The sequence below is a fragment of the Myxococcus eversor genome (genome assembly GCF_010894455.1).
Lineage (GTDB): Bacteria > Myxococcota > Myxococcia > Myxococcales > Myxococcaceae > Myxococcus > Myxococcus eversor.
Map to the genome: position 1 here is coordinate 208281 of NZ_JAAIXY010000005.1, position 14347 is coordinate 222627.

Annotated in this window: 6 protein-coding genes; 5 read left to right on the forward strand and 1 reads right to left on the reverse strand. The window is 66.3% G+C overall.

The window, feature by feature from the left end; genetic code table 11:
• Positions 1–6 precede the first annotated feature (6 nt).
• The 4 genes from G4D83_RS12355 to G4D83_RS12370 all read left to right on the forward strand — a co-directional run bounded on the left by G4D83_RS12355 (position 7) and on the right by G4D83_RS12370 (position 7665).
• Positions 7–414, forward strand: a complete 408-nt coding sequence (locus G4D83_RS12355; protein WP_176435893.1) for a MarR family winged helix-turn-helix transcriptional regulator — start codon at positions 7–9, stop codon at positions 412–414.
• A 301-nt stretch (positions 415–715) separates the two neighbouring features.
• The gene (locus G4D83_RS12360) at positions 716–1966 is read left to right on the forward strand and encodes a Tat pathway signal protein (RefSeq protein WP_163864919.1); all 1251 of its coding nucleotides are present in this window, start codon (positions 716–718) and stop codon (positions 1964–1966) included.
• A 55-nt stretch (positions 1967–2021) separates the two neighbouring features.
• On the forward strand, positions 2022–4949 hold the full coding sequence (locus G4D83_RS45510) for a phospholipase D-like domain-containing protein (RefSeq protein WP_205522620.1): 2928 nt from the start codon (positions 2022–2024) through the stop codon (positions 4947–4949).
• A gap of 271 nt (positions 4950–5220) precedes the next feature.
• On the forward strand, positions 5221–7665 hold the full coding sequence (locus G4D83_RS12370; RefSeq protein WP_205522621.1) for an aminotransferase class V-fold PLP-dependent enzyme: 2445 nt from the start codon (positions 5221–5223) through the stop codon (positions 7663–7665).
• 264 nt (positions 7666–7929) lie between these two features.
• Here the strand turns inward: G4D83_RS12370 and G4D83_RS12375 are convergent, their stop codons facing one another.
• Entirely contained in the window at positions 7930–12867 is a 4938-nt protein-coding gene (locus G4D83_RS12375; protein ID WP_163864921.1) for a lamin tail domain-containing protein, read from the reverse strand.
• A gap of 473 nt (positions 12868–13340) precedes the next feature.
• On the opposite strand from G4D83_RS12375, the gene G4D83_RS12380 reads away from it, so the two are divergent.
• Entirely contained in the window at positions 13341–14279 is a 939-nt protein-coding gene (locus tag G4D83_RS12380; RefSeq protein ID WP_163864922.1) for a hypothetical protein, read from the forward strand.
• The last annotated feature ends 68 nt before the right edge of the window (positions 14280–14347 follow it).

Consider the following 14347-nt stretch of genomic DNA (forward strand, 5'->3'; position numbering starts at 1 on the left):
GGAGCCATGTCGAAAATCGACCCGGCGAGAATCTGGTCGCTCAACCACCGGCTGTTGATGGCGGTGATTTCCAGTGTCGCCTCCGACATCACCGCGTTGGGCCTCGAGACGAAGGAGTTGTTCGTGCTCGCGGACGTGGACGCGCACCCCTATCCGGCCGAGCTGGCGGCGTCCCTCTGCATCCCCAAGCCGTCGGTGACGCTGTACGTGAAGCGGCTCGAGGCCGCGGGCTTCCTGCGCCGTGAAATTGACACCGCGGACCTGCGGCGGCACCGGCTGCAGCTCACCCCGGCCGGCCGCAAGGTCATGCAGCAGGGGACCTCGCTGCTCTCCCAGGCGTTCGGCGAGAGGCTCGGGCGGCTGAGTGCCACCCAGCAGGCGGAGCTGCGAGTCCTGCTGGAGAAGATGAGCTGACCCTCCAAGGGGCCGGGCTTGCGCACCAGCGCCGCGCGGCCTGTCGGAACGCGGCGGCGTTCCTACGGAACGCAGGGCCCTCATGCGGAGGGCGCGCTGGTTCCACGCAGGCCAGGCGCGCGGGGTCAAACGCGACACGTCGCCGCGCACTCGGAGTCGTGGCCTGAAGCGCACTCACCTTGTGAGGTCGTCACGGCCGTTCGAGGGGCGGGGCCCGCCGTCCGACGGAGCCTCTCCGGGTCCTGCGCGGCACCCTCACGAGGGGGTGAAGCACGGCACGAAATGTGGATTGCTGGGCGACATGCCGAGTGTCTACACCGTGTGTTTCTGTGGAACCGCCTGTGCGCGAGACGAGGGCGAAGTCACGCGCTACTGGGACTACAAGTACTTCGGGTTCCTGGCGAAGAACGACCGGCGCCTCATCAGCGACAAGGACATCTTCGACAAGGGCACGGGCTACATCCCGGTCCGGCTCCACACGGAGATCTCCGCCGGCCTTCGCGACACGAAGAAGAGCATCACCGTGCGCGGCGTCGGCGAGAACGACTGGCACGACCAGATGGACACCTGTGACCCGCTGGACAGCACCCTGCCCAAGGCGCCGGGGGAGCTGCGCGAGTACGCCCAGAGCTACTCGAAGGGCAACCAACGGTCCATGCTGGGCCAGGCGACGGGCTGGGCCGACGCGGCGCTCGCGCTGCATGCCGCGAGCAGCGCCGCGGCCAGCGGGGCGGAGCAGTACAACTTCGTGGGGCACAGCCGCGGCGCGGTCGAGTCCATCATGGCCGCCTGGTTCCTGTATGCCTATGGGGGGGACACCTTTCGAAACATCCCCATCAACATCTTCGCCATCGACCCCGTTCCGGGGACGGGCGGGTGGTACAGCATCCAGACCCAGTTGCCCCCCAATGTCGTCAACTATGTCGGGGTCTACGCCTGGGACCATCTGGATACGGGCTTCAGCGCGGTGATTCCCCGGCCCAACGCGTCGATGACCGGGCAGGAGGCCCACGCGGCCATCGAGGGCCGGGGACTGGGGACCACGTGGCAGACGCTCGCGAACAACCGCCAACTGGCGGACCCGCTCCTCGCCTCCGACCTTCCAAAGCCCGAGCGGTATCGGCTCTACGCCACCCGGGGCCGCCACAGCACCGTCGCGGGAATCGGCACCACCGATGGTCTCTATGACGCCTCCAAGTTCAGCGACGATGTCGCGGCGGTCCCCAGGCTCCTCTACCGGATGGCGAGGGGTTATCTGACCCGGTGGGGAACGACCTTCCACACGAAGAGCGGGGTCCAGGATGGCATCAGACAACTGAGAAAGAGAATCCATACGGCTCATTCTCATTTCGACGCCATGGCCGGCGGCCAGACACGGACGTCTCGTTATTACACGCGGCAGTCCGTCCGGCGTGTCTCCTCCATCCACGGCAGTCTTGGCTGGGACAAATACTACCTCGAGGACGTGGTGGGGACTCCCCCGTACAAGCTGGCCTATCCCTGCACCATCGAACAGGCCGGTGGTGGATGGGTGGACTGGACGTTCCTGTGATTCAGGCCGTGGTTTCCAAGAGGTAGCGCCCGCTCAAGCGAGGAGTGCGAAGACAATGAGTCAGATTGATGCGGTGCGAAGCAAGGTCGACCCACGCTATTTCAATCAGTTGAGCGGGCCGAGCTATGTGAGGGTCCTGGATACGCCTCGCATCTGGGGGCTCGACTTTGGCCCGGGCATCATGGAGCAGGCCCGGAAGCGCACCAGGGATTTCGAGAGAGCCATTGTCGAAATCATCCAGAAGTCCAAGTTCCGCTGTGACGTGGCCTCGCTCAACAGCCCGGACCCCGAATGGGCCAAGGTGATTCTGGGGGCGATGGATGCCGCGCTGACCGAGGACATGGGGCGCACGAAGCGCACCCAGTTCCGGTTCCTGTTCGGGCAGACCCCCATGCTCATCATGAACGGCACTGCGCCCCCGCTCATCGACTTCCAGGGCGCGCTCATCCGGCTGGTGAGGGCAAGAACGCGACACTGGAAGAAGAAGCCGGAGATCTGGATGGGGAAGTTCTACCGCCTCCGGGAGGGGCTGCTCTCCGGGCTCTACGCCAGCTTCGCCTCCAGCCTTCCGAGCTGGTTGGTGGCGGAGGGGGATGATGACTTCACCAAGATGACCTGGAATCACTCGAAGATCATCGCGGTGGATGGCGCCGAGTCCCTGGTGGGAGGGCACAACCTCAACATGGACCTGTTCACCAGCTATCCGCCCGTCCATGACGTGTCGGTCGTCATGCATGGCGAGGCGGCCCTGGGGGCGCAGCTGTTCCTGAACAAGATGTGGGAGTGCGGGACCGACGTCTTCACGAAGGAGTATCTGGATGTCGATGCCGGCGTCTGGAAGAACGGTGATGACGTCGTCGGCACGCCGTGGGAGCTCAAGGACCCGTTGATCGAGCGGGATGCCAGCGACTATCGGGACGAGCTTCATGAGGTCCTCGCGCGGCTGCATGGCGGAGGCGGGGGCGAAGAGGTCGAGTCCCCGAAGCTTCGCTCCAGCAAGGGGCTCCTGTCGGCGTCGATCGAGGACCTGGACGAGGACGACGACATCCGGAGGTTCGACCTCCAGGGCCTGGACGAGCTGGAGCTGCCTGTCTTCAAGGAGAAGAAGTACGCCTCCTACGCCGGCCTGGGGGAGTACAAGAAGGCGACCCGCGTCTTGTCGGTCGGGAAGTACTGGAAGGGCTCGAGTCTGGAGCTGGACTACGAGAAGGCGTCCGAGCTGATGAAGGAGGAGTTGATCAAGGGCGCGAAGCGCGTCCTGCGCTTGTCGCAGATGGACCTGGTGAGCGCGTGGAAGAAGAAGTGGTCCTCACACGTCGTCTGCCATTGGATCATGGAGGCGCTGCTCGCGAACGAGGCACTCGTCGTCCAGGTCGTGGTCTCGCCCCTGGACGCCGGTGCCGGTGCAGAGGGCGACCAGTATTCGTTCGGCTCGGGGGCGTGTCGCACGTTCGAGCTGTTCAAGTATTACATGACGCACGCCGTTGACACCGACACCCTGTTGCCAGACGCGGACGTGCGGGAGCGGGCCTTGGAGCGGCTGCACATCGCCCCGCTCTATTTCACGGAGGTCCCCGACGAGAGCACCACCGAGGGGGAGACCTATTTCTGGCCCGAGCTCTCGCCCGCGGGCTTCACGGCGACCTTGAAGCAGCCCTCGCTGACCACGGCGCCGCCGGACAAGGGAATCATCGGGAGCGCGTTCGGCTCGGTCCAGAAGGCGAGTGCCCTCCGGTTTCCCAAGGTCCCCTCCGCGCCGGGCAATCACGCGAAGATCATGATTGTCGACGATGAGTCGTATGTCGTCGGCTCCGACAATCTCTATCCGGGCTTCCTCTCCGAGTTCAACTACCTGGTGGAGGGGGAGTCCGCGGTGAAGGACCTGCTGGAGTCGTATTGGGAGCCGCTGTGGGATTACTCGGGGAGGCATTGTGTGAATCCCGGGTGCGCAGGCGGTTGCAAGACCCGGCAGGTGAAGCCGAAGCCGCGGCTGGTTCCTTCCATGGGATTTGGGATGGGGGTCTACCCCTCGCTGTTCGGTCGCGGGATGGGGAGTTCCATGCTCCTGGGCGGCCTGGCGTCGACCGCGTTCTTCGGCAAGTCGGGGCTCCCCATGTCGTCCGGCAAGGGCGGCTCGAAGCCGCTCTTCGGTGGTTTCGGCGGGGGGCTTGACGCGAGCCTGCTTCCTCCGCTGATGAGCGGAGCCAACCTGGGAAAGGTCAAGCGGCTCGGCAAGCCGTCGGCGCCAGAGAACCTCGACGCGCTCCACGAGCAGGACGAGGCGATTGCGATGGTGGGCATGGTGGAGCGGGAGCTCGCCAAGGAGGTGTCGCCGTTGCCAATCTCCCGGCCCTCGTCTCCGAAGGCCAAGAAGAAGGATCCGGAGCGCGAGTCCAATGGCGACAAGATCGAGGGGACTCACTATTACACCGATCGTCAAATCTACCGGCTCATGCAGCACTACATCGGGCATATGCCCAATGTCTTCGTGCGCCATGGCATCAATGGCCATCAGCTCAGTCGTCTTGGGCCGAACGCGTTCGACGATGTCCTGGCTGACATGTCCGAGGACAGCGAGCCGCGGGTCATCGTCATGCCCTACAACGTCCAGAACAACCATTGGGGGTTGTTCTACATCAAGGTGAGTCGAGCGGCGCTGGGGGGAAGGCGAGAGGTCCGTGTGCTCTACATCGACCCGCTCAACCCGCTGATGGTGCCGCCACTTGGCCCTCTGCTGCGGCCGTTTCCGGAGCTCCTCGTGGAGCGGTGCACCATCACCTATCAAAATGACAACTACGGGGGCAGGGAGGAAGGACAGCACAGCTGTGGCCCGTGGATCGTCCACCTGTCGCGATGCCTGGTGCATTCCGAGGGCGCCTTGCCGCAATCCGCGTTGGATCCCCGCCAGGCCGCGAAGAAGCTCCGCACGGACCATCAGCAAGTGCTGAATGATCTCAACCAGCAGGGCCGCGACTTCCTCTGAGTCGGGCCCCGCACCCCCGGGTGGAGAGGCCGGTGCGGGCTTCTCCACTCGGGATTTCCCTGACATCGCGTAGCCCGCAATGGGATGATGTCTATTGGACATGGGTCGGATAAGGCATACATGGTGTGGGAAGGGTTCCGGGATGGGATTGGTTCTAGGATAGGCCAGTCGCCCCCAACACCCATCTGCCCATGTGAGCCCCCAAATGACAAGCACTGCCAGGCACGAATGCAAAACGGTGTCGGACCGCAAATGGAGTCTGACCTCGTTCATGGAGTTCTATGAGCGCGTGCTGGGACCGAAGCTGTTCAAACCCTACGGCGAGCTCCTCGTTCGTGAAATCCGGAAGGACCTCCGGCCGGAGGCCCCTGTCACGAACATCCTGGAGGTCGCCTGTGGGACGGGCCGGATCACCACGTACCTCTATGAGGACCTGGCCAACCCGTTGAAGGCACAACTGGTCGCCACGGACCTCTCCAAGATCGCGATCGACCTGTGTCGGACGGTGGTGGGTGACGAAATCAACCGGAACGTCACCTTCCTGGCCGACGTCGACATGGCGGACATGCCTTTTGGCAATGACAGCTTCGACATCATCGTGTGCGGGTTTGGCCTGATGTTCCCGCCCGACAAGACGCGGGTCGCGCGCGAGTTCAAGCGGGTGCTTCGGCCGGGTGGGAAGATCTATGGAACGGTCTTCCACTACAACGAGCTGTTCGGCCTGGCGCGGGAGCAGTCCCAGAAGCACTTTGGAACGCCGTCGGCCATCCTGGACAGGGCGCTCAGTCTGAGCGACCACACGGCGATCACCAGCGCGTTCTCCCTGGAGGGGCTCTGTCGAGGCGTCAGCGAGGTCGCGACCTCGTGTCCCTTGTCCTTCTTCCTGGACGAGCACGACGCGAGAGAGTTCCTCTTCAACACCTGCATCCTGCTGGAGGAGTTCAACCAGTGCGATACCCTCACCCGGGAAGCGTATCTGGATACGATTCTCGGGGAGCTTCGTTCGCGGGTCCCCACCCAGCACTACGCGGTCAAGGCGTGGCTCCTGCGGGGGCTGGTCGATGAGGCCTGCAAGGAGACTGTCGCCCCGGGTGCGCTGCCGGACTTCGGTGAACTAAGCGCGTTTCGTGGGATGGCGCCGGAGCTCGTCGAGAGTCAGAGCGAGCGGTTGATGCCTCGTTCCGAGGCGAATGCCCTGCGGAACTATCAAGCGATGAAGTCAGCCTTCCTGGCCGAACACCCGGAATATCCGGACGGCGAAGTCGAAGCGCTGAGGCGGGACGAGTTCTCTCGCCTGGATGCACAGGGAGAGGCCTATCTGGACCACGTGGGAGGCGCGCAAGCTCCAGAGAGCCTCATCGAGCATGACCACCAGACCCTCAAGCGAACGATTCTGGGCAATCCGCACACCGGCTCGAAGGCCACCGAAGCCGCCTACGAGAAGGCCCGCTCTGAAATCTACCGGTTCTTCCGCTGCTCGCCGGACGACTACGAGATTGTCTTCACGCCCAACGCCAGCGGTGCCATCCGGATGGTCGCCGAGTCCTTCCCCTTCGAGAGCGGGTCGGACGTCCTGCTCGTCAAGGACAACCATACCTCCGTGCATGGCATCCGGGAGTTCGCGAAGTCCAAGGGCGCCACCGTCAAGTACGTCCCCCTGACCCAGGACCTGCGGATCATCGAGAGTTCGCTGCAGCGCTCTCTCGAAAAGCTGGATGACCGCCATGCCCATCTGTTCGCGTTTCCCGCTCAGTCCAACGCGACGGGTGTGAAGCATGACCTGAAGTGGATCCAGCTCGCTCAAGAGCGAGGAGCGATGGTCCTGTGTGATGCGGCGGCATTCGTCCCTTTGTCGCCGCTCGATATCGGCGCGCATCAGCCGGACTTCGTCCCTGTGTCCCTGTACAAGATCTTCGGATATCCGACCGGAGTCGGCTGTCTCATCGCGAAAAAGTCGTCTCTCCTCAGGCTGACCCCGCCGTCCTTCGCGGGCGGGTCGGTGTGTTACTACTCCGGGCCGTGGTCTCCCACGGACAGGTTGCTGCACCATGAGCATGGGCGGCAGTTCGAGGTCGGCACGCCCAACTACGCATCCTTCCACGCCATCGCCTATGGCTTCGAGTTCATCTCCAAGGTCGGGCTCGACAACATCCGCATGCGAGCGAACGCGCTGGCTCGTTGGCTCGAAACGCAGTTGCTGCGATTGCAGCACGATATCAAGGCCAAGGGGCCCCTCTGTCGGGTCTATGGCCCCTCGCAGGAAGAGAAGGGCGCGACGGTCATGTTGAACCTGTTCGACTGTTACAACGCGGTCTTCTCGCATGCCCTGGTCAAGAGAGCCGCCGAGTCCTTTGGCATCACCGTGCGCAATGGCTGTTTCTGCAATCTTGGCGCGGTACAACACGCGACCTACACCACCGCCGGCGCGGAGCACTGCGAGCTCGACAAGACGGAGAAGGTCCTCGACTGCAAGACCTTCGATGACGAGATTCTCAGCAAGGGCCTCTGCGGAGCGGTTCGGGTGTCGTTCGGCCTCGGTTCGAACTTCCGCGACGCGTATCGCTTCTATCTGCTCGCGAAGTCCCTGCTGAACACCGAGGCCTCACGACTGCAGGACCATCTGACCGCCGCTGACGGCGACGGAGCGCAAAGCCTCGCCTTGGAACCGGTGGGGCAGGGCCTCGCGGACGCAGTCGCTGCGAGAATCAGCGATTGAGGGGTCAACTCGACTGGAGCATGGTGGGGGATGCTGTTTGCCACGATTGAGGGGAGAGCCAGATGTGCGCCCGAAGCTCGCTCTCTCCGCCGTGGCACTTGCCTGCGCCGCCTTCATCGCGACCGCGGCACTGGAGTCCGGGCCACCGACGCGAGCGTGGCGTCCAACCAGTGGCCCACACGCATCCGTAGTAAGGGTGAGGGCTGAAGCAGCGCGACAGACGCGGAGGTGCCCTGGATGCGAGGCACCTCCGCGTCATCGCTGTCAGTGGAAGAATTCCACCGGGCTCGCGGAGTTCTGCGGCTGCCGCGTCGTACGGGTCACGAAGTCAGCGCTGTTGTTCTCCGTATCCTGTCCGTTGCCGCGCGTGGCGTGCGCGCCGCCCACCGCCATCAAGGCGGAGGTGGAGGAGACAATGGCCTTTCGCTCCAGGCTTCCACCGGAGGCAGGGTGCGAAGGCGCGGCGGTGCCCTCGGGCGCGTTCGCGGTGCCCCAGCCCATGCGGTCCACGTCGACGTAGACCGTCCCCGACAGACGCTGGAGGCGGATGTGGCCTCCCGCGGTCGTGGACGAGGACGCATCGATGTTGTGGGTCGCATCCGCGGCGACCGCCCCCGAGTAGGCCGTGCCACCCACCAGGAAGTAGCCGTGGGAGGGGATGCTCCTGCCAGCGGCGATGGTGTACGTCGTGCTGTAGGTGGCCCCGGTGGCGGACTTGTAGCTGAGCTGCCAGCCGGACAGGTCCACCGCCGCGCTCGTCGGGTTGTAGAGCTCCACGAACTCATCTCTCGCGTTCGCTGTCGTTCCGCCGCTGAACTCGCTGATGACGATGTGGTCCGTCTGCGGCCCGGCGAGCACCGTCACGGAGCCGTAGGTGCCCGAGGGAGGCACGGCCACTCCGTTCTGGTCGCAGTACGTCCACGGCGCACCCGCATCCTTGAACCGGTAGCGGAAGCCGTACCGGTACGTCCCGGGGGTGGAGATGCTCAGCACGGCCTTCAGCTCGTCGTTGTTGGAGCTGGCCGGGCTGTAGCTCGCGTTGAAGTCCGCCGACGTCCACGTCCAGCCCGCCGGGTCGGCCGCATCCGTGCCATGGCCCAACTGCGCCTCGATGCCCGGGTAGAAGTCATTGCTCGTCTGGCTCCGCGTCGTGACATCGAAGCTGTAGAACTGGCTGTAGATGTCGTACGCGTCGAAGGCGAGGATGCTCGCCGGGTAGTTGCCATCCCCGGTCGGGAACGTCTTCGGGTACTGGATGGCGCAGTAGTTCAGCGGCTTCTCGACGTTCATCCCGCACTCGTCGTTGGCCTCGTGGGGCGTGCCCCGGTCTCCGCCCGAGAGAGCGCCGGACGAATCACACCAGTACCAGGGCCTGGACGCGCCCGCCGTGCCCACGATGCTGGACGCGAGGCTCATCGCGCGGCCCACCGTCCGCGGGAAGGCGTTGGTGTACTGGAGGCTCGTCACCGTGGTGCCTCCCTGCATGAAGGTGATGGACCCGGTGTTGTCCAGGTGCACGTTCGTGCCGTACGCATGATTCGCGTACACGCCGCCGTTCGTCCCGAAGTTCGCGTTCTGCGCGAGCACCACTCGCGAGCCCGGGTCGACCACCAGCGCGTGTCCATGGTTCAGCGTGAAGGGCGTGGCGGCTCCCACGCCGTCCACGAAGCTCACCGTCATGCCGTTCAGGTCCAGCAGCTTCGTGCTGGTGTTGGTCAGCTCCACGTACTCCGTGGTGCCGGCCGACGGGGAGTGCATCACCTCCGAGATGGCCAGCTCCCCCGCGCCAGGATGCGGCGCGGTGGCGCACGCTCCCGCGTGGCAGACGGCATCCGCGCCGGGGCAGGCCTCCAGCTCCACCGCTCCGATTTCGCAGGTCGGCTCGCTCGCGACGATGACGCACACCGACGAATACACCTCCAGGGACGTGCCGTCCTCCGCGCAGGCCGGAGCCGGCGGCGTGCACACGTAGTCGTCACAAGGATTGGTGGTGCTGGCGCTCGCGGTGGCCAGGGCACTGGCATTGCCCGCGCCGTCGAACGTCTTCAGGGCGAAGAAGTACGTCGTGCCCACCTCCAGGCTGGAGACGGTGAAGGACTCCGCCGTGCCCGGCGCCTGGGGCGCGCCCACACCCGTCACGACCGCGGCGGCCTCGAAGGTGGCCTCGGTGATGGCCTCCGTGGCGTACCGGACTTCGTACCGCGTCGCGGTGCCCAGGTTCCCGTCGTCGCCAGGTGCCGCCCAGTCCAGGCGGATGCTGGAGAGTGACAGCTCGCTGGCCACGAAGCCGCTCGCGACCGCTGGCGCCACCGTGTCGGTGATGACCAGGTCCTCGGAGGTGGAGGGCGGCAGGCCGCCCGCGTTGGCCTCGAATCGATACGTGCCCTCGTCCACCAAGACGAGGCCGGTGAAGGTCGCCACGCCGTCCACCGGGGAGCGCGTGGGCGTGCCCTGGGTGAAGCTCCCTCCCACGAGCGACAGCGTCACGTCCGTCGCGGCGTCGGTCACCGTGTTGCCGTAGGCATCCCTCAGCGCCACCCGTACGTCCGTCAGGGCCTGTCGCACCAAGCCCGTCGTGGGCGCGGAGACGAACGCCAGGGCGTCGATGGCGGCGGGGGTGATGGAGTACGTGTGCGTGCCCCTCAGGGTCGCGGTCACCACGTCCTCCGCGGCGACCTCCTGCTCGCCCGCGGTGCGCGGCTCCACGCTGAACACGTGCCGGCCCGCGTCCGCCAGGGTGAACGTGTAGGCGCCGGGGAGCACCGCCTGCGCATCCGTGGACGAGAACGTCACCGTGGAGGCGTAGCCCGTCGCGACGTTGCCGTAGGTGTCGCGCGCCACCAGCTCGTAGCTCAGCGACTGGCCGGCGGCGAACGGCCCCGCGCCCGCGATGACCTCGAAGGACGCGGCGGCGATGGAGCGCACCTCGGCGTCCACCGTGGCGGAGAGGCTCGAGGTGACGGTGTCCGTCGCGGTGAGGGACTGCGTCCCCGCCGTCTTGAACACCAGCCCGGCGATGAACTTCTGGCCGTTGTCCGCCGGGGTGAAGGTCGTGTCCGGAGGCAGCACCGCCTGCGCGTCCGAAGACGTGAAGTGCACCGTCCCGGCGTAGTCCCGCGCGAGGTTGCCGAAGGCGTCCGTCAATGACACGCCTGCTTCGAGCGCCTGTCCCGCGTCGACCGGCGACGAGAACTGCCACAGCACCAGCGTCGACACTGGCCCCGCGCGCACGGTGAAGGACTGGCTCTGCTGGCTGAGCGCTCCGGCCGTCGCGGTGAAGGTGAATGCGTCCGCCGTGTCCACGCGCAGCCCCTGGAAGGTGGCCACGCCGCTTGCGGCCGACACCGTCACCGCCGGGAAGAAGGCCTGGTCCGTCAACGTCAGCGTCACCGCGGAGGTGGCCGTGATGACGACGTCGCCGCGTGCATCCAGCAGCGCCACGCGCACGTCCGCGAGCGACGTGCCCGCCGCGCCATCCGCCGGCTGCGCCACGAACGCCAACCGCGTCACCCGCGGATGGGCCGTGGACACCGTCAGGCTGTCCGAGCGCGCGGCGTTGCCCTGCTTGTCCGTCACCTTCAGCGCGACATGGTACGTGGCGCCCGCCGCGAGCCCCGCCAGCGTCGCGGTCTGCACGGTGCCCGGAGGCGCCGGGCTGTCAATGGCGACCGGTGTGCTCGCCTCGAAGGCCGCGTCCGAGTCGATGGGAGTGGTGGAGTAGCGCAGCTCCTGCGCCGTCGGCGTCCCCTCGGTGCCGTCATCGCCCACGCTCGTCCACTGCACGGTGAGGCCCGTCTCCGTCGCCGCCGTCTGCGTCAGCACCGGCTTCGCGGGCGCCACGTCATCCACCACGGTGAGGTCCGCGCTGCCCGCGTCCGGCAATCCGTTCGCGGAGGCGGTCAGGCGGGTGACGCCATGGCCCGCCACGCTCAGCGTGGTGAACGTCGCCACGCCATCCACCGGAGCCGCCGCCGTCGTGCCCGACAGCGCGAAGCCCGCTTGCGTCAGCGACAGGCTCACCGTCGGCGCTCCCACCCGGGACGTGTTGCCGAAGGCGTCCTTCAGGGTGACCTGCACGGTGCCGAGGGCCGCGCGCGTCGACACACGCGTGGGCTGCTGGGTGAAGGCGAGGAGCGCGGGGGGCCCGGCGCTCACGCTCACGTGAAGGGTGAACGAGAGGGCGCTCGTGCCGTCGTCCAGCATCAGTCGCTGGCTCCCGGCGGTCTTGAAGGTGACGCCCGTGAAGGTGAACCGTCCGGCGTCCGACGGGGTGTACGCGTGCGCGACGGGGAGGCTCGCGGCCGCGTCCGTGGACGTCAGCGCCACCGTGCCCGTGTAGCCCGTCACCGTGTTGAAGTACGCGTCCTGAACCGTCACCTGGAGGTCCTGCGCCACGCCCGCCACGGCCGACTCCATCAGCGTGCTCAGCCCCACGGCCGCCGGAGCGCCGGGGAGCACCTTGAAGGTGGAGCTCGTGGCCGGCTCGAAGCCCGGGGCATTCGCGACGAACTGGTAGTCGTCGCCCGCCTTCTTCAGCACCACCTCCGGAAAGAGCGCCACGCCGTCCACCGTCGTCACCGTCAGCTGACCCTCCGGGACGACGACACCCACCGAGGCCAGCGACAGGGTGACTTCCGCGGTGCCGGTGGAGATGGGCGCCCCGGTGGCATCCTGGAGGACGACCTCCAGTCCCGAGAGCGGGGTACCCGCCACGCCATCCGGAAGCGCCCGTCGGAACGCGAGCCGCGAGGCCGTGGGGGCGACTTCGACGAACTCCACCGTGGCGGTGGCGGTGAGGGCGACGGTCAGTCCGTTCGTGTCCCGCACCGACGCCCTCACGGTCTTCACGCCTGGCGCCGTCGATACCACCAGCGCCCGCGCCTCGCCGTTGCTCCCCGTCTGTCCCGGAGGCACCGCGATGGACGCTCCCGCGCCTTCCACTGTCACCGTCACCGCGCGCCCGGACATCCGCGAGCCGTCCTTGGCCAGCACCGTCACCGTCACGGCGGCCTGGTCCGTGCCGTTGGCGAGCACTCCCGTCGGCTTGTCCACCGCCACCGTGGAGGCCGCCGCGTTCACCGTCCCCTCCGTCGAGGGCGGAGGTCGTGGTGCGACCCCGGAATCGCCACAGCCGAGCGATAGACCCAGACACAGCACGCTCAATCCCAGACAGCGGGCGAGCACTTCGAAACGTGGGGACATGAAGGACTCCGTACCGCGGGCCGCCCCCGTGAGGCAGTGACTGTCTGCGCGGGGTTGTGCTGCTTTCTAGCAGACATCCCTCGGCTACTCGACCGTGAGGCCGGAACATTGCGGCTCAAGTGGAGTTCGGAGATTCCTCGTTATGGCTCTGGGCGGGCACGTTTCTGCGGAAGAGGGGTGATGGCGGACTCGCCCGGGTCGTGGGGACTTGATGCCGCCTTGCGAGTCCTTGGAGGACGGGGAGGGGAGGGTGTTCCTCCCCCGCGGGTCCGGGCAACCGGGGTGACCTGGCCGCTACTGTTTTTGGGGCCTGCTCGCCTTCACACTGACGTGTTCCCACGCTGTCCGGAGAAGGCCCCTCTCGCATGCGCGCCCACAGCCCCAGGATGCCGAAGCACGTGGAGACGACTCACGATTCCGCGGGGAGGCAGGGGGCCGGGTCGGTCCAGCGTCTGGCGGACGCCTCACCTCACGTGAGCCGACTCAACGCCATCCAGGACACCGCCAGCCAGAGCCCTCGGGTTCAGCGGTTGGTGCAGATGAAGGCGATGCTCCAATCACCTCCCGTTCAGCGGATGCCCGAGCCCCAGGGCTCCGCGCCCATCCAGATGATGCGCGTCGTCCGCTGGATGGATGCCGACAAGAGAAGTGATTACATCTCGAAGCTGGCGGCAAACCAGCCCGAGGCCTATGCCAGGGTTCAGCGGGGGCTGGCTGGCGGAGGAAGAGGGCAGCTCCTGCAAGAGATTGACCGGCATGGCCAGGGCATGCTGGGTGACAACACGCCCTTTGTCTCCGTGGCCATCAACCCGTATTCCCTCTCCTGGGGGTCGGATGACTCGGAGAGCGGCGTGGACGACATCCTGCGCGGCGCTCCACATGACGTCTGGTTCGATGTGCCTGATGAAGATCTCTATCCCGGCTCCACCGGGTTGTCTCAAAGCGAGACGGAGTTGCTCGTCCTCCTTCCACCGGGTGTCAGCCTCCAACAGTACATCGCGACCCAAGACCTGGGCGGGGGCGAGCAACCATTGATTGAGGACAATCGGTGGAAGGGGATGTCGACCCGGGCGCGGCGGGCCGCATTGCAACAGATGAACCCTGAGTTCACGAAATTGGCGGTTCGCGGCTCACGCGAGGGAGAAGAGGGTTCGTTCGTGGTGAAGCAAGAGGTGGTTCCGCCACCGTGGGAGGTGGCGGCGCAGGACCATCCCGCGCTCGTCTTCAGCGCGCTTCCGAGGAACATCCAGGCGCAGGTCGTCGACCTCGCGGCCGGGAACTGGGGGGGTGGAGACGCTGCCTTCAGGCGGGGCCTGGGCGAAGGCCAGGCCTGGGCGCGCGAATATCTGGCGAGCACCCTTCGCGACAATGATGCGGCCATTCGGCGAGCGATGAGCTCGCAAAGAACCTGATCAAAAGCATCGGGCGGCCCCTGAACTTCCAGGAGCCGCCCGAATCACTGCTTCACCCCGTCACGCGG